This is a genomic window from Bartonella sp. B12(2025), assembly GCF_053795135.1.
In genome coordinates this window covers 581,231-597,512 of the sequence record NZ_CP200031.1, presented here as the reverse complement: position 1 = coordinate 597,512, position 16,282 = coordinate 581,231, and the positions used below count along the sequence as shown (strand labels likewise).

The following is a 16,282-nucleotide window of genomic DNA, read 5'->3' as shown; positions in this document are numbered from 1 at the left end:
TAAAAGCATATCTAAACACAAAACAATCACCACTTCTCACTAGTTTGCTGACTTAAGATCCTTCATTACTCCTCCAATGCCATTAAAAACCTCTTCAAGCTCTTGCTTCTGAATAAGCGTAAGTGGTTGCAAAGGTTTTCTCTCTCCCTTTGCTTTCATTGTTTTTTCACGAGTATTCAAAACAGCTTTGCGAACAATACTTGCTCTTGTCAAAAGACTGCTTTCCAAATTACGACACAATCTCACAAGCTCACGAGTACTCGGGAAAAACGTATCGGATAAACCTTCTATCTCATCACATAAAATCCGTTTAACCATTTGCATGAGTGACCATGCCGAAACATTCTCGAGAACCATTCCATACGTAAGCGCCATACCTTCATGGTCTGAATGTTGCGATATTCTCAAACCACATGACAACATGCGAATGGCTTTTGCTATATCCTCTTTTCCAGCTTTCACTGCAAACAACTCTTGAAGCCGATCAGAAGCTTCTAATGCCGTCGTTTCTTGCTGTTTCGTTAACACACTGCCAATTTTCAAAATCAAGGGAAATCCCGGAGCTATCATTTCGTGAATTTGCTTCAAAGTAACCTCGATTCCCGATATCAAGGACGCAGTCTGCGATGCGCTCGCCAATGCTTTTTTGTCTTTGAGAGTTATTTCCATAATTACCGCCTATCTTGCTATTTCCGTAACTTTTTGAATTCCTAATCCAGTTACGCCATGTTGCTGGCCAATCCGTTTTAGTTGCATTTGCTCCGGATTTTGAGCGCCAATAATCTCGGAATTTTGCAATCTCAACTTTTACGCACTCTGGAGACAAGCCCTCTGCAATTGCGAAAGCGTAATCAGGTTCAAAATCCTCTGGCAAGCGACAACCTCGCTTGGCTTTAGACCGTTCTGCTTTTTTTGGAATGTTCTCTGGCTCATGAAGGGATGGCTGTGTTTCTGCTACCACCGCGATTTGCTCTGGTTGCCTCTCGAGAACATCAACCTCTGTTAGCTCGTCAACCAAATCGATAGTTTCTGAATTCTCAGAACCAATTTCTTTTTCTTTTTTTGATAACACGATAGTGTTAGTTTTTTTGTTTTTATTTATATTTTTATTTTCTTTTAGGGGGGTGTGGGGGGGTATTTTCTTTTCTTTTTGTTCACCGACATACTTAGCATCGCAAGCATCATGCTTAGCATCATTAAGCATACCGTAAGCATCATGCTTAGCATCGCAAGCATTATTGGTCAGTTTTTCTTTATTCTTTTTCCATCTTACACAGGCGGCTTTGGAAGCTCTCTCTGAAAACTTATTAACGTTTTCATTAACATTGATGAGTTCTGCTTCAACATCTAAATTCCATAAACGACCATCTTCTAAACGGATAATTTTTTTCTTAAGCAATAAAAGCTCTAATACTTTGATAAATGTTTTTGTTGAGTAACCAACATAAAGAGCTAATGCCTTTGCGTCATTAAAAAGAGGTTCGCCCGTGTAAAGCATTTGAAACCGCAGCATCACATAGATACATTTCTCTGCTGGAGATAAACAAGAAACCTCATTCATCCACTCGCCTGCATTAAGTCTTGTCCACGGTAATTTACTGGACATGTATGCCCCCTTCTTTCTTTAAATATAAAATTGCTAAAGCGTCTGCTTTATTGTCATCTTGTGGTGCATGCCCTTTTGCACACACCGCCTTTATCATTTCTTCTTTCGAGGCATTCCCCTTACCTGTCAGCGTCTTCTTAATCGTACCAACGGGAATGCCTTCATAAGGAATCTGGTGGTGTTCACACCAAGCTGTTAAGGTTGCTAACAAACCGCCATAAATATGAGCAGCATCGATGCCCACATGACGACGCACCTCTTCAAAATACACCGCATCAATCTCATCAACGGATCTCTTTATTTCTGAAAGCCATTGCTTAAACCGCAAATAACGCATTCCCCCGCCCGCAAAACGACGTGGTTGAAAATTGGCTGTTCCACTTATGATATGGCCATCGGAACCACAGATCGCCCAGCCTGTCTTGGTGCCTAAATCAAGGCAAAAAATGGTTTGTGAAGAATTCATAATCCCCCCTAAAAGCTCTCACTTATTAGTACCTGCCGTAATGAGCGCATGGTAATAAATTTTTAAAAAGTGGATGAACTCATTTAGTAAACATGTTGAATGCACGATTTATGAATTTGATTTCTTTTTTTCTTTTTTCGATGAGCTGATCCCGTAGGCTATTAAGCTCATTTTTGACTATAGCCATAAAAAAGACCAGCTCACTTAAGCGATCAAAAGATAACAAATCTCTAGAAAAATAATTGTCAAACCAAGCAGTAAAAGCTTGCGTAAACACAGATGAAAACCATTGGTTAAAATCATCGTACGGATATAATGTAAAATAACTTCTATCATCATTCTCAAAAATACTGTGCAGCGTATAGAGAATAAAACTTGTTGATGGAAAATATAATCTTACTTGAGAAGGTGGTTCATTAAGCGGACGGGCATCATAACACATATCACTCTGTTCAATCTTATTAACAAGATCGATCAGCTGGACTTTACTTATAGTGATCTGGTGCTGATTATTTGCCATCTCTTCTCTTTCTAGTGCAGTTTATTCAAGTGTGTGAATTGTGCTGTTTTGATATGTTGCGCTGTTGGCATGTTTTCATGCAAACAGGGGAACAATCAACAAATGTTCGCGTTGAAGATAATACGGCATCACATAATCGCGTTTTATGAGAAAACGATAAAAAATCTTCTGCTTTAATCGGCGCACCAATTCTTTCAGCTTCATCCAAAAGAGTAGGAATATGCCTTATCGGAATCCTCCCACCAGTTCCCCCTTTTGATACGGGACGAAGCCAAGCATATACACGTGTTCTATGGACTCCAAGCAGCTGTGATACCCTACGAACTCCACCCAATAAATTTATTATTTCATAAAATTGTTTCATAGCACATTATGTAGCGATTATGAAAACAATGTCAAGAAAGAAAAAATGAAAATGAAATTATATGTTGTCAAATTAGAAAATGACGATTGTATACAACATACCTACAATAAAAAAATGGAAACAAGCATTACTCAATGGTTACAAAACGCTTTAGCTGAATCTGGATTAAGTCAATCAGAGCTTTCAAGACAGCTAACAGCCTCTTTAGGTCGCTCTATAGATCGTGCCGCTGTAAACAAAATGTTAAAGGGAACAAGAGATATTTCTGCTCGAGAATTATTAGAGATATCAAAGCTTACTGGCGCTTCCATTCCAGACAATCGCTTAGTTCCTTTGATTGGATATGTAGGAGCAGGTGGAGAGATAACCGCTATAGACTCTGGACATCTAGAAGAAGTGGATGCGCCCCCTTCAGCTCCTAAAGGAACTGTTGCTGTTCGCGTTGTAGGTGATTCTATGTTCCCCGCTATCGAAGAAGGAAGTCTTCTCTTTTATTCTCACCATCTCCCACCAGAAAGCCTTATTAATAACCGAGCTATTATAAAAACTAAATGTGGGAAAGTTTACGTTAAAGTATTACGCCTAGGAAAAGAAAAAGGGAAATGGGTTTTATCCAGTATAAATAACAAATATGCTGACATCAAAGACGTAGAATTAGAATGGTGTGCGCCCATAGACTGGATTAAACCAGCTAGAGTGTAAATCAATATCCTTATATTTTTTTTCAAATAAAATAGTTTCCCTTAAATAAGTACTCAATGTGCCAGATTTTTAAAAATTTCTAAATTCGCTACAATTTTTTATTGACTTAGTTTCTAAATTCGCTACATTGTCTCTTCATAAACCACGCACAAAGAATTGCCAAGAGGCGTTTAGAGGGGAGCAATTATGAAAAAGCCACTTTTTATAAATTCAAATGAAATTCTGCTAGTGATGGGTCGTAATGAGCTAGACAGTATGGCTCAATCAGGACCATTCTACGAAGAAAACGACATTATCGACTTTATCAATAACGTTGATAACGCTGTCCAAATTTTCCGCATTGAACCAACAACAAACCGTTGTGAAGATATCTCAGAAGAGATTGCAGAATTCCATATTAAAAACCATGAAAATATGTGCTTTGAAAATGAAATATCTCACGACTTTATTCTAAACAGCGATGCATATCATGATTTGTTAGATGAAGTCGCTAAGAAAGAATATGAAGATATACTATACGGTACCTACGAACAACAGCACCGTCTACGCCTTTCTGACGTAATCTAATAGCATTCTAGAAAGCGCCCCTTCCAATTCAATAAATACAAAACCCACAATGAAGAGCTTCTTGCTATTCAGCACAATGAATACTGGAATTTATAATGCATAATCTTATAACCATCACAAAAAACACTGTTAATGGTGAAACCATTCAAACGGTAAACGCACGTGAATTGCACGCGTTTTTAGAAAGCAAGCAAGATTTTTCTACGTGGATAAAAAAGCGTATTCTTGCATATTCTTTTCTTGAAGAACAAGACTTTGTCCGCTTCCACAAAAAAATGGAAGCGAATAATGCTACAACAATAGATTATCACCTCACACTCGACATGGCAAAAGAACTTGCCATGGTGGAGCGGAATGAAAAAGGCAAACAAGCACGACAATATTTTATAGAGTGTGAACGGCGTGCAAAACAAGTAGCAGCACCTCAGATCGATTACTCGAGTCCTAAAGCAATGATTGGTTTTTTGAAACATCTACAAGGACAGATAGAACAGAAAGACACGACCATCGCTGAACTCAAACCAAAAGCAACGGCATTCGAAAGCTTAACCCGCTCTGATGGTTTGTTTGGTCTTACAGAAGCTGCAAAGGTATTGGAAGTAAGACCAAAGGATCTCATTGATTACTTACGTGGAAATGATTGGGTTTACCGGCGTGCTCCGGGGTCTCCATTGTTGCCTTATCAGGATAAAATCAAGAGAGGTCTGATGGATTGTCCAACCATTATAATTCAAAGACCCGATGGCACAGAAAAAGTTTTGCCTTCAACCAAAATCACAACAAAAGGCATCAGCATTCTTTCTCAAAAATTACAAAAACAAAGCATACATTAAGATAAGGAAGCAAAATTATGGAAAAGAAATACGAACTTGCCGATGAAAAAATCGAATCCAATGGGCTTGAACTGCACCGCATTAAGGCTGTTAGAGACTTTGGAGATGTAAAAGCAGGTGATTTAGGTGGGTTTATAGAGTGTGAAAAAAACCTATCGCATGATAAAAATTGTTGGATTTATGGCAATGCCGTAGTTTATGGCAATGCCAAAGTTTATGACGATGCCAAAGTTTATGGCCGTGCCAAAGTTAGTGGCGGTGCCGAAGTTTATGACGATGCCGAAGTTTATGGCAATGCCGAAGTTTATGGCTATGCCGAAGTTTATGGCAGTGCCAGAGTTTATGACTATGCCGAAGTTTATGGCGATGCCAAAGTTTATGACAATGTCGAAGTTTATGACTATGCCAAAGTTTATGGCCGTGCCGTAGTTTGTGACAGTGCTGTAGTTTGTGACAGTGCCAGAGTTTATAACGATGCCGAAGTTTATGGCAGTGCCGAAGTTTATGGCAATGCCGAAGTTTATGGCGGTGCCAAAGTTTATGACGGTGCCGAAGTTTATGGCGATGCCGAAGTTTTTGGCAGTGCCAAAGTTTGTGGCAATGCCGAAGTTTATGGCCGTGCCGAAGTTTATGGCGGTGCCAAAGTTTATGGCCGTGCCAAAGTTTATGACAATGTCGAAGTTTATGACTATGCCAAAGTTTATGGCTATGCCGAAGTTTATGGCAATGCCAAAGTTAGTAGCAATGCCGAAGTTTGTGACGATGCAAAAATCTCTGAGAATGAAATCGTCTGAAGATAAGAAATTTCTAATTTAAAAAACAAACTCACTGATAAGTGAGACAGTCTTAAAAGACAAAATTCTAACAGCATAAACAACCATTTTTAACAAAAGCGTGATTCACGCCACGAATGAATTGCGCTCAAATGAAGGATCTTAAATGACCAATTCTCCATTAACTGCCATGGCGCAAAAATATGGCTTCTCCTATGATGAGTTCCGAAAAACTATTATCAAAACTTGCATCAATTATAACTTCTCTGACGAAGAGTTTGCTGCCTTTATCTCTGTTGCAAATAGTTACGCTCTTAATCCGCTAACAAAAGAAATCTACGCACTGCCCAAAAGAGGTGGAGGCATTATACCTGTTGTGTCTATTGATGGGTGGATTAAGATCATTAAAGCGAATCCAAACTTTGACGGCATGACCTTCCAAGATCAACTCGATAACAATGGCAATTTGGTTGCTATCAAATGTGCAATACGTTTAAAAAACATTCAAGACCCTATAGAGGTCACCGAATATTTGTCAGAATGCAAACAAAAAACAGACACTTGGCAAAAATACCCTGCTCGCATGTTGCGCCATAAAGCGACCATACAATGCGCACGTTATGCTTTTGGGTTTTCGGGCATTTATGAAGAAGACGAAGCAGCACGTATTAACGGCACAAACAATAATGCACACAACCAGCTTATTTCAAATGAACTTCTTACACAAATCCAAGAATTAATGGATCAAACACAAACTCAAGAAGCAAATGTGCTTTCTTTTGCAAAAGTCGAAAGGCTTAGCGATCTGTCTTATGAAAAAGCTCAAACCGTCTTGAATGGTTTAAAGAAAAAACAACGCTTACAAATGACTGAAGCACAACAGTCCTTACCATCTCAAGAACAACAAGACGCTCCTATACAGGATGCTGAATATATTCATATCCAAGATATCGAATATGCACCAACACAACAAGAACAATCAACGGCAGTGTAATATGAAACAAAGAACAGCAGAATGGTTTCAAGCGCGGTTGGGAAAAGTCAGTGCCTCAAACGTTTACAGTGTCATTAATAGAACAGCCAAAGGACTGCCTACAAGCAAATATGACGAATACAAAATCAAACTCATTACAGAACGCTTAACAAGAGAAATAAGCCCACATTATGAAACTGAGGACATGCGATGGGGCATTGAGCATGAGAATGATGCCATCGAAGAATATAGCTTCATTTATGATGCCAATGTAACAAGATGCGGTTTTGTGCCTCATCCAACAATTGAAATGGCAGGTGCAAGCCCTGATGGACTCATTGGAGAGCATGGATTAATCGAAGTCAAATGCCCCAAATCAACAACCCATATACGCTTCTTTATTGATAACCAGATCAAGCCTGAATATGTCGCACAAATGCAATTCCAAATGGCTTGTACAAGGCGCGAATGGTGTGACTTTGTGAGCTACGATCCACGCTTTACCGACCAATCATCACATTTACGTCTCAAAATACGACGCATTCGCCGTGATGAAGAACAGATTGAACACATCAACAAAGCTGTTGAAGCGTTTTTAGAAGAGATAGAACAAGACATGGAACAAATCTCAATAAAAGCCGCTTAACGCTATGGGGGTGCTTTCTCCTCCTCGGCACCCCCGCCCTCTTTCATAACAACTTTTTATTAAATGCGTGATTCACGCCACAGATAAAATGCATCTAAAATTAGGAGAAAAGATATGGCACATCGCCCTCCCACCATAACACAGCCAGCCATTGCTCGTGCCCTAAGAGAAGCTAAAAAACAAGGCTGCGAACTAATAGAAATTAAGCCCACTGGTGAATTGTTAATCTACCTTAATACGGGAATCGGAGTACCTAAAACTGCTACCCATCCCGACAAATTATTAGATTTGCCAAAGAATGAATATTACGAATCTTTACTCTCTAAGATGTGAAGCCCCCATGCCAAAGCCACGTCCTCCTCATCTTGTTAAAGAAATTACACGCCATGGCAAAACTATATGGTATGTGCGTATTGGTCATGGGCAACGAATTAGAATCCACGGAATTTATGGAATGCAAGAATTTGTTGACAACTATAAAAGCGCCCTAGCCCAATCACAAGGGCTCATACTTCCTAAATCCAAACCAGGAAAACTTGTTGAAGGTTCCTTTGCATGGCTCCTCAAACAGTATTTTAATAGCGCTAATTGGCATAGCCTAGCTAAAGCTACACAAAGACAAAAAGAACTCATTCTTATGAAAGTATGCGATACCATAGGAAATATTCCATACAGAGAAATTAAAAAAACGCATATCATAGCTGGTGTTGAACGGCGAAAAGAAACTCCAGCAACTGCTAGAAACTTTCTAAAAGCACTGAATGGGCTTTTTAAATGGGCAATCGATCAAAATCTTCTAGAAGATAATCCAGCTTCGAGCATAAAAAGACCGCCTCTCAAAAACAAAGATGGATTTCCCGCTTGGACAGAAGAAGATGTTGAGAAATATTATCAACGATGGTCTATCGGTACGCATGAACGCGTCTGGATTGATGTTCTTCTTTATACCGGCTTGCGTCGTGGTGATGCGGTTCGTATTGGCTGGAAAGACGTAAAAGATAATACTATCCATCTAAAAACAGAGAAGAGTAAATTCCAAACAGATGTCTTTCTTCCCATTTTACCAGAACTGGCCGCAACACTTGAAATGGGTCCTATCGGAGATGAAGCATTCATTTGTGGAAAAGAAGGGAAGAAACTAATCAAGGAAAGCTTTGGTAATTTGTTTAGAGATGCTTGTAATGCAGCAGGAATAAAAAAGTCAGCACATGGATTAAGAAAACTAGCAGCAACACGTGCGGCTAATTCAGGCGCCACAGTTTCTCAAATGAAAGCGCTTTTTGGCTGGACAGAAGACAGTATGGCATCTCTTTACACAAAGAGCGCTGATCGTAAAAAACTTGCCCTTGAATCGATAAAAAAGCTTCAGAAAAGTTAGGGATAGAGACAAAAAAACATAATAGAATCAATGATAAAGAAATCCCTTACTATTACAGTAACCTATTGATTAAATTGTTATTTGTTTTGCTCTCATCGCCCACCACTTACTTTTGTAGTTGCGCTTATCTTTATTATTCAGAGCAGAAATTAGCATTAGGTTAGAACATAGGATGTTGTGCTTTTTCTGAGAATCAAATCAAGCTCACCTTGGAAATTGAGTTATTGTGATTAAGAGCAAAGTCGTTTCTTACACTATAAATATACAAAATAATAAATTTGAGATCAGTATGTAGTCATTTTACAGAAAAATTAGCAAATAAGAAATCCGTTGTGAAAGCTAATTTATCATTTGCATTGTCTATTGAAATAAAAAATAAGCAATGATTACTTTGCAATACGTGAACTTAAATATATCAAACCTCATCCTCACAGTACAACATTTTTATATATAGGTGTGAAATTGTCACTCTACATTAACATAATGTAAATAAAAATTATCAGCTTTAAAACCGCTACTTCATCTGCTACTAGCTATTTATACGGATAATGTATCAAATCCGCTTTTTATAATTTTCTATAAAAGAAAAAAGCGAACCAGAAATAAAAAAATTATTCTAGGAAAAGAGCAAGCTTGCTTAAGGACTGTTATTGTCCAGTATACAAATAAGGTGAAGTTCTGTTATGAAAATCCTACTAGCCTTTAATTTTTTCGGAAATGATTCTCTACCTTAAAATGAAATTATTAATTTAAGCACATTTAGGCGATTGACCTTTTACGAGAATTTTGTAAAAAAGCGTACTTGATTTGGAGGGGTGGCCGAGCGGTTTAAGGCACCGGTCTTGAAAACCGGCGTGCAGGAGACTGTACCGTGGGTTCGAATCCCACCCCCTCCGCCACTGGATTTTTATATTCATTGTAGCTTGCTGTAGCTTGCCACCTCGTTGTAGCTTGCCACTGTAGCTTGCCACTTCGTTTTGCACTATTTGCCACCTCGTTTTGCACCAATTGATTTTTTTTCAAAGGGTTTTCAAGGGGGCTTTAAAGGGACTTTTAAAGCCCCTCAAAGAGTCTTTATTTTCTGTTAAAAATGATGTTTTGGTATTATTTTTTTCTGCAAAAATAGCACAACCAAATTCATAAAGTGATTGGTACAGTTTTCTATTTGTAATCCCCTCAAGAATCTTTTTTACACATTGTTTATCTTCTTCAGTTGGCACTGGGGTTGTTGGTAAACAATCAGGAAAAGATATAGATCTTTGTTCTATTTTTATACGATCGATAGCTATGTATCCAAAAAAGCCATTAATCCTATGAAGAAATTCATCTTCTTCATGAAGTAATTTCAATGCAGTAAATCCTTCACAAGCCACAACAAGTGTTGCGGGTTGAAAAGGATCATCAACATTAACTCGATGCTTCCAAATAATTTTTAATGGCATTGTGTGCTCACCGATATCGGATCCCACAATCTGTAACCAATGCTCTATCAGAGCTACATTGATCCCTGTGCGCTTAGATAAAACTGGGTCAAGCATTTTAGATGCAGTCTCAGAAAGAGAATGAAAACGATGCTTTTGAAAGTATTGTGCCATTTCTATTATTTTCTCGATTAATGTTTTTCTTTCAATTTTATATCAATTGATTTTTTTTCAAAGAATTTTTAAAGGGCTTTCAAAGGGTCTTCAAAGGGGTTTTAAAGCCCCTTCAAAGAGTCTTTTTTCTTCTGTTAAAAATGGCAATTTGTGATGATTAGTTCTTTGGCAATAGCATTATTTGAGCTGCAACATGTATAAGATGTGGTGACCTCTTTTATATGGAATTGACTAAAGGTTTTCCGAATCTCTGGCACATCATTTAAAGAGAGAAGAAACTTGCCCTTTAATTGCGCAAGGAGCGCAGACATCGTCTGGTAATCCTCCCGCTTAAACAAGCCCTTTCCATAGTAATCCTCAACACCAAAATAAGGCGGATCAAGATAAAACAAGGTATTTGGCCTATCATAGCGCAGCATAAAGTCTGACCAATCTGTATTTTCAATTGTAACCCCTGCCAAGCGGCGGTAAAGAGGCTCTAATAACGCTTCGACTTTAAAAGGATTAAATCGTGCACCACGGCTCGTTTCAACGCAAAACGTGCGCTTGACCACCTTGCCGCTAAAACTCAACCGTTGTAAATATAAAAACCGAACAGCACGCTCCAAATCGGTTAAATCCTTTGGATCTTGTCGTGAGAGACGTTGAAACTCCTCACGGCTGCTGATCTGGAACTTTAACAGATCTATAAAGGGCTGATAATGGCGTTGCAACACGCGGAAAAGATTCACTACATCGCCTGAGCGATCATTGATGATTTCCGCAGCTGGTATCAATTTTCTCCTAAAGAAAATCCCACCCATCCCAATAAAAGGTTCGGCATAAACGTTGTGCGGAATCTCTTCAATGATTTTGACAACGGTTTTGGCTAACCTTCTTTTGCCACCAATATAAGCAGCTGCTGGTGTCACAGGAGCAACAGATTTGAATGTTTCAGAATAAATTGTGTCCATACTTTCTTAACTTCTTCCATCCATAATAGCCATCTTCTCATTGCTTTGAGTGATAAGAAGTGGCTGCGATGTTATGTTTTCTGGCATCGGACGGGTTTTGTCGCTAACTTATCCCCGTTGGCTGGAGAAACCAGCCCAGCCTCTATTGCTTGCTATTTCCCCTTTCCTTTTCTGGTGCTTCTAAGATAATTTCTGTGGTATAGCCGCTGGCTTTTTCATAGCGATGGGTCACCATAGAGGCTTTCCATTGTCCGTTCATTTCCCCACGAAACCCACGGAGCAAAAGAGGTTGATTGGCCATGATTTCTGGTTGACCCTCTAACAGTAACGAACCACTTCCCACAGCACGACAAAGCCTCTCTCCTTCTGAGGCTGCTGCTGCTAGAGCCTCTTCCTTACAGCTATAACAACCGCGCAAACGCCGCGTGGAACCTTTGTAACTTGTCTGATGTTGGATCTGTAACTGTTGCCCTTTGGCTCGATCAAAATAACTAGCTTCAACCACACCATATTGTGTCCGTGGTTCTACTCTAAACTCCCAGTGAGAACAGTGATGCTTATGGATTTCGAGCAGCGGTAAATTGTCATCGCTTAAAAACAAGAACTTATGATCTTTGATTAAGAAACGTGCCTGCATTCGATCCGCAAGACGTGTCAAAAAATCGAGTACCGATTGATCCGTGCACACAACATAAGACAAAGACTGTTGGTAAAACTTTGGGCTAACTTTTGCTTGATAACCATGACGCTTGGCTAATGTTTCAACAATATGCCCAACCGTTTGATTGTCAAAATGTTCACTGCTTTGTGCTTTGATTTCTTGACGCATGGAAGCGCTTTTGCCACAGATGCGCAAGATTTCTCCATCATGACCGCCGATACTCATGACCGATTCGATAACAAAACGCCCCATAAATGCACTGATGCTATCCTCATAGCCAAAAGTCACCTGCAGCGCACTGTTGCTGGCCGGAACCTCTAAATCATTGCCGCTATCATCAAACTCTGCTTCAAAATTATCGGATTCATTCCCCGCATGATCGATAAGGGTTGCTGTTAAAAGACGTTGGTAAAAAACCTCATGAACGGGCTTGTCCCCTACTTTTACCATAATGAAAGGGCGTGCATGTCTTAATCCCATAAGCGCTTCACCGTACTTTTCTTCTCAAGCAGGATAAATTCAGGAAGGACAACGCTTAATCCACGAGGCAAAAAATAACCATATTGAGCAAGACCTAGATTTGCCGATAAAGTGGCTTCTAAATACCCTTCTAAAGCTCTAACCTGAGTGCGATCCCCCAAAACAGAAACGGCATGCTCATAGCAAAGCAAATCAAGACTCATATCTTCTAATTCGACAAACAAACGTTTTTCAGGAATCTTCATTGATATTGCCCCATTTGATATTGTCCTTGTGGTTTTCCCCCATCAAAAAAGGGCAAAAGACTGATGGAATAGCGAATGCGCTGAGATTGGCCAGAGCGGCTGATATAGTCATGATCTTGACCGATATTGGTAATGACGACAGATCCATGCAGAAGAGCACTATAGGTAAAATCACTGATCCAACGGATCATGAGAACAGGCTTGGCCGCTCGAATGGTTTTGGTGATGGCATCGATTGCTTCACGATCCCCAAACTCCTCTGGAAATAACACACCATGAATGGTTTAGGATCATTGCCATAGCCTGTAAACTGCAAGCTCGGCGCCCTCCCAAAACGTGCCATCGAAACTCATGTGGCTGAAAACTCCTCCTCAAACGATTGGAAATTGAGCCAATCGACATAAAATTGATGTAGTCCTAGCATTATAAGGGGATCATTCATTCCGTCCCTCGTGCACGTTGAATCGCAGCACTAACGGCGCGCCCTGTCATAACAGGATCACGCGCACCATTAACATGCACTGTTACAGTTTGATTATGAGTGGTAGTGGATCGGTCTTTCTCTCTTGTCTTTGGTTCAGCAGAATATCTGTAATTGGCACTGGCCAATTGTGGGAGTGGCCGAACTTGCGCTTTCCCAGCAAACCAACTGGGCCAATGAAATAAATCAGACAAATCAACCTGCCCAATCCATGTCTTGATGCGGCTTGGCAAGGATTTAAAAAGCTGGTCAATTGGGTTATAGAGGCACTAAAGCCATCGATAATCCAGTTAGCAAAATCTTCCCCCACCTGCTCCATATCCGCTTTAGCGCTCTCAGAAAGTTTTTCACGTGCAAAAAAACTGCTGAACCAGTCCCACAAACCGCTTAAGCTTTGTTTAAAACCGTCCTATAATCCTTGAAACCACTGGAGAACTGAACCAAGACCTCGTTTGAACTTTTGCCAAATAAAAACCCATGCGAATATTAATTTATTCAAAAATGTTTTTTATAAAATTTAAAATACTTTTCCCAAAAAGGATATATCCTATATAGTACATAAAATAGCTGTGGAGATATCTTTATGCTAAATATACAAATTTCTTCAATTACACTTATTTATTCTATAGTTAAAATGTTAAGACAATTTTCAACCGCTATTTTCTTGGCATTTTTAATACCATTTTTAAGCGGATGTGGATTTAATACAATACCAACAAATGAAGAAAAAGTACATGCAGCGTGGAGTGAAGTGCTGAACCAATATCAACGCCGTACAGATCTTATTCCCAATCTTATAGAAACTGTAAAAGCTTACGCAGTCCATGAAAAAGCTGTTTTTACTAATGTTATTGAAGCACGTGCCAAAGCAACGCAAATAAACATTAATGCCGATATGTTGAATAACCCAAAAATTATGCAGCAATATCTCAACAATCAAGTAAATTTATCAAGCGCACTTTCGCGTCTTATGGCTGTTGTCGAAAATTACCCTGACCTTAAAGCAAATCAGAACTTTCTTGCTCTTCAATCACAATTAGAGGGGACTGAAAACCGTATTTCTGTTGCGCGCCGTGATTATATCGAATCAGTACGTATCTATAATACTACACTAAAAACAATGCCTGCAATGATTTGGGCAAAATTATGGTTTCGTGATGCTAAGCCTATGCCGACTTTTACTATCGAGAGCAGTAGCCAACAAACACCGAAGGTCAATTTTAATTAATGAAACTATTTCGATACTCTGTGCACCGCAGTGTTTTTCTATGCTTAGTGGCTTTTTTGAGCACTCTATATTCGCTCATTGCATTGAAGAGTGTCGCTTACTCGCAGACTAAATTTCCCCTCTTAACTGGCTATGTCAATGATGTGGCTCATTTGCTTGATAACACAGCAAAGGAGAATCTAACAAAGAAACTGGCTGCACTCGAAGAGAAAACAGGAGATCAAATTGTTATTGTAACTCTCCCGACTCTTTCAGGAAACGATATAGAGACATATAGCAATTCTCTTTTTCGCACGTGGAGATTAGGCCAAAAAGAGATCAATAATGGTGTATTACTAGTCATTGCACCGAATGAACGCGAAGTACGTATTGAAGTAGGCTATGGTTTGGAAGGAGAGCTAACAGATGCTATTTCCGCAGTCATCATCAATAGCTTCATTATTCCAAATTTTCGTGAAGGAAATTATCAAAAGGGAATTTTCGAAGCAGTTCATGCAATTATCAAAGTTATTACAGAAAATGATTCTGATTTTTCTTTTCGAATCAAGTCAAAAGCTAAAGCTGTTGAAGAACAACGTAAACAAGCTGACAAAGAAGAAATGATAACCAATATAGCTATGTTTTTAATCTTTTTTATAATGCTTGGTTTACCCATTCTTGCAATGATTTTTGGTAAAAAAGTAGGTCCACAAAAGTATCTCTGGATGGGTATTATTTTCACACCTTGGTTTTTAAATTTAAATGCTGTTGGTAGACGCTCTGATGGAATCTTTAGTAGCCATTCAGGACGCGGAGGCTTCAGAGGTGGTGGTGGCTCTTCAGGTGGTGGCGGTGCAACAGGAAAATGGTAAAACGAGTACAGATTTTTGAGTATAGAGAATTTTCTTAAGATAAAATTCATTGCCATATTATTTCAATTTTAATAAACAATTTCATATCTTACTCTGTAATTCTTTTGCTGATTACAGCATAAACTCGAACACCAACATAAATATTGCTAATGACATGTGAACTGAAACATACTGATCGTAATCACTTACCGCATCACTTTAAAACAATCCCCTGTAGCCCACCAGTTGAATGGAAAATAAGTAATAACTTGGTCGAATATCCTGAAGCACTGCGTTATATGAAAGAGCGTGTAGAAAGCATTCTTGCTAAAAACGCACATGAACAAGTTTGGCTTCTTGAACATCCCTCTCTTTATACAGCTGGTACAAGTGCGAATGAAAAAGATCTTTTAGAACCTAATTTGTTTCCTGTTTATGAGGCGGGTCGTGGCGGTGAACTTACATATCATGGTCCAGGACAACGTATTGCGTATATTATGCTTGATCTTAAACGCCGAAAACGAGACATCCGTGCTTTTATTAGTGCATTAGAAGAATGGATCATACGAGTGCTTGCAAAATTTAATATTAAAGGTGAACGCCGCGAAGATCGAGTTGGTGTTTGGGTTAAACGATCTAATGGCTTATCAACACAAGATGAGAACTCTTCTGAAGATAAGATCGCAGCTATCGGCATTCGTGTACGCAAATGGGTAAGTTTTCATGGAGTTTCCATCAATGTTAATCCTAATTTAGCACATTATTCAGGAATTGTGCCCTGTGGAATCACAGATCACGGTGTAACCAGCTTTCTTGATCTAGGTTTCCCTGTAAGAATGCATGACATTGATATTGCTCTAAAACAAGCATTTGAACAAATTTTTGGTCCAACAATTGACGTATCCTAAGTGTATTGATTTTCAAATAAAAAACAGGCATAAAGTTTATTAGAGTGAAACGTTTATTCTAATGAGGTGGATA

General features: G+C 39.1%; 20 protein-coding genes, 1 tRNA gene and 2 pseudogenes. 12 read left to right on the top strand and 11 right to left on the bottom strand.

Features of this window, described 5'->3' with window-relative positions; all coding sequences use genetic code 11:
• Positions 1-39: 39 nt before the first annotated feature.
• The 5 genes from V3564_RS02545 to V3564_RS02525 form a co-directional block, all read right to left on the bottom strand.
• Complete coding sequence (locus V3564_RS02545) at positions 40-528, bottom strand: hypothetical protein (RefSeq protein ID WP_455480495.1); 489 nt, start codon at positions 526-528, stop codon at positions 40-42.
• Positions 485-1,606 carry a DUF1376 domain-containing protein gene (locus tag V3564_RS02540; protein WP_455481260.1) on the bottom strand — a complete coding sequence of 374 codons (1,122 nt, stop codon included), beginning with the start codon at positions 1,604-1,606 and terminating at the stop codon, positions 485-487. Before V3564_RS02540 ends, V3564_RS02545 begins: the two co-directional genes overlap by 44 nt.
• Positions 1,596-2,072: a crossover junction endodeoxyribonuclease RuvC gene (locus tag V3564_RS02535; RefSeq protein ID WP_455481259.1), complete on the bottom strand. Its 477-nt coding sequence runs from the start codon at positions 2,070-2,072 to the stop codon at positions 1,596-1,598. Before V3564_RS02535 ends, V3564_RS02540 begins: the two co-directional genes overlap by 11 nt.
• Positions 2,073-2,151: 79 nt before the next feature.
• Positions 2,152-2,592, bottom strand: a complete 441-nt coding sequence (locus V3564_RS02530; RefSeq protein ID WP_455481258.1) for a hypothetical protein — start codon at positions 2,590-2,592, stop codon at positions 2,152-2,154.
• A gap of 25 nt (positions 2,593-2,617) precedes the next feature.
• Positions 2,618-2,956, bottom strand: coding sequence for a hypothetical protein (locus V3564_RS02525; protein ID WP_455481257.1), 339 nt, complete (start codon positions 2,954-2,956; stop codon positions 2,618-2,620).
• A 51-nt stretch (positions 2,957-3,007) separates the two neighbouring features.
• Between V3564_RS02525 and V3564_RS02520 the strand changes: the two genes are divergently transcribed.
• From V3564_RS02520 to V3564_RS02480, 9 genes are all read left to right on the top strand, one after another.
• Positions 3,008-3,658, top strand: coding sequence for a LexA family transcriptional regulator (locus V3564_RS02520; RefSeq protein WP_455481256.1), 651 nt, complete (start codon positions 3,008-3,010; stop codon positions 3,656-3,658).
• Between the two features lie 186 nt (positions 3,659-3,844).
• Positions 3,845-4,225: a hypothetical protein gene (locus tag V3564_RS02515; RefSeq protein WP_455480500.1), complete on the top strand. Its 381-nt coding sequence runs from the start codon at positions 3,845-3,847 to the stop codon at positions 4,223-4,225.
• Positions 4,226-4,320: 95 nt separating this feature from the next.
• Entirely contained in the window at positions 4,321-5,058 is a 738-nt protein-coding gene (locus tag V3564_RS02510) for an antA/AntB antirepressor family protein (protein WP_455481255.1), read from the top strand.
• Between the two features lie 17 nt (positions 5,059-5,075).
• Entirely contained in the window at positions 5,076-5,852 is a 777-nt protein-coding gene (locus V3564_RS02505; RefSeq protein ID WP_455480502.1) for a hypothetical protein, read from the top strand.
• A gap of 145 nt (positions 5,853-5,997) precedes the next feature.
• The gene (locus V3564_RS02500; RefSeq protein WP_455480503.1) at positions 5,998-6,825 is read left to right on the top strand and encodes a recombinase RecT; all 828 of its coding nucleotides are present in this window, start codon (positions 5,998-6,000) and stop codon (positions 6,823-6,825) included.
• A 1-nt stretch (position 6,826) separates the two neighbouring features.
• Positions 6,827-7,450: a lambda exonuclease family protein gene (locus tag V3564_RS02495; protein WP_455480504.1), complete on the top strand. Its 624-nt coding sequence runs from the start codon at positions 6,827-6,829 to the stop codon at positions 7,448-7,450.
• Positions 7,451-7,564: 114 nt separating this feature from the next.
• A complete protein-coding gene (locus tag V3564_RS02490) occupies positions 7,565-7,783 on the top strand; it encodes a hypothetical protein (protein ID WP_455481254.1) in 219 nt (72 codons plus the stop codon).
• A gap of 7 nt (positions 7,784-7,790) precedes the next feature.
• On the top strand, positions 7,791-8,828 hold the full coding sequence (locus V3564_RS02485; protein WP_455481253.1) for a tyrosine-type recombinase/integrase: 1,038 nt from the start codon (positions 7,791-7,793) through the stop codon (positions 8,826-8,828).
• A gap of 809 nt (positions 8,829-9,637) precedes the next feature.
• Positions 9,638-9,727: transfer RNA gene (locus V3564_RS02480), tRNA-Ser, on the top strand.
• Between the two features lie 204 nt (positions 9,728-9,931).
• On the opposite strand, the pseudogene V3564_RS02475 reads toward V3564_RS02480, so the two are convergent.
• From V3564_RS02475 to V3564_RS02450, 6 genes and pseudogenes are all read right to left on the bottom strand, one after another.
• Positions 9,932-10,423: pseudogene (locus V3564_RS02475) on the bottom strand (DUF721 domain-containing protein); the annotation flags it as partial.
• A 134-nt stretch (positions 10,424-10,557) separates the two neighbouring features.
• Entirely contained in the window at positions 10,558-11,376 is an 819-nt protein-coding gene (locus V3564_RS02470; protein WP_455481252.1) for a DNA adenine methylase, read from the bottom strand.
• Between the two features lie 142 nt (positions 11,377-11,518).
• Positions 11,519-12,517 carry a phage late control D family protein gene (locus V3564_RS02465; RefSeq protein ID WP_455481251.1) on the bottom strand — a complete coding sequence of 333 codons (999 nt, stop codon included), beginning with the start codon at positions 12,515-12,517 and terminating at the stop codon, positions 11,519-11,521.
• Positions 12,508-12,762, bottom strand: a complete 255-nt coding sequence (locus V3564_RS02460; RefSeq protein WP_455475441.1) for a tail protein X — start codon at positions 12,760-12,762, stop codon at positions 12,508-12,510. The genes V3564_RS02465 and V3564_RS02460 overlap by 10 nt, the downstream gene beginning before the upstream one ends.
• Positions 12,759-13,204 (bottom strand): annotated as a pseudogene (locus tag V3564_RS02455) (phage tail protein). Before V3564_RS02455 ends, V3564_RS02460 begins: the two are co-directional and overlap by 4 nt.
• Entirely contained in the window at positions 13,201-13,437 is a 237-nt protein-coding gene (locus V3564_RS02450) for a hypothetical protein (RefSeq protein ID WP_455481250.1), read from the bottom strand. The pseudogene V3564_RS02455 and the gene V3564_RS02450 overlap by 4 nt, the downstream one beginning before the upstream one ends.
• Before the next feature lie 389 nt (positions 13,438-13,826).
• On the opposite strand from V3564_RS02450, the gene V3564_RS02445 reads away from it, so the two are divergent.
• The 3 genes from V3564_RS02445 (at position 13,827) to lipB (ending at position 16,209) form a co-directional block, all read left to right on the top strand.
• Complete coding sequence (locus tag V3564_RS02445; RefSeq protein WP_455481249.1) at positions 13,827-14,471, top strand: LemA family protein; 645 nt, start codon at positions 13,827-13,829, stop codon at positions 14,469-14,471.
• The gene (locus V3564_RS02440) at positions 14,471-15,322 is read left to right on the top strand and encodes a TPM domain-containing protein (RefSeq protein ID WP_455481248.1); all 852 of its coding nucleotides are present in this window, start codon (positions 14,471-14,473) and stop codon (positions 15,320-15,322) included. Before V3564_RS02445 ends, V3564_RS02440 begins: the two co-directional genes overlap by 1 nt.
• A 149-nt stretch (positions 15,323-15,471) precedes the next feature.
• Positions 15,472-16,209 carry a lipoyl(octanoyl) transferase LipB gene (gene lipB / locus V3564_RS02435; RefSeq protein WP_455481247.1) on the top strand — a complete coding sequence of 246 codons (738 nt, stop codon included), beginning with the start codon at positions 15,472-15,474 and terminating at the stop codon, positions 16,207-16,209.
• Positions 16,210-16,282 lie beyond the last annotated feature (73 nt).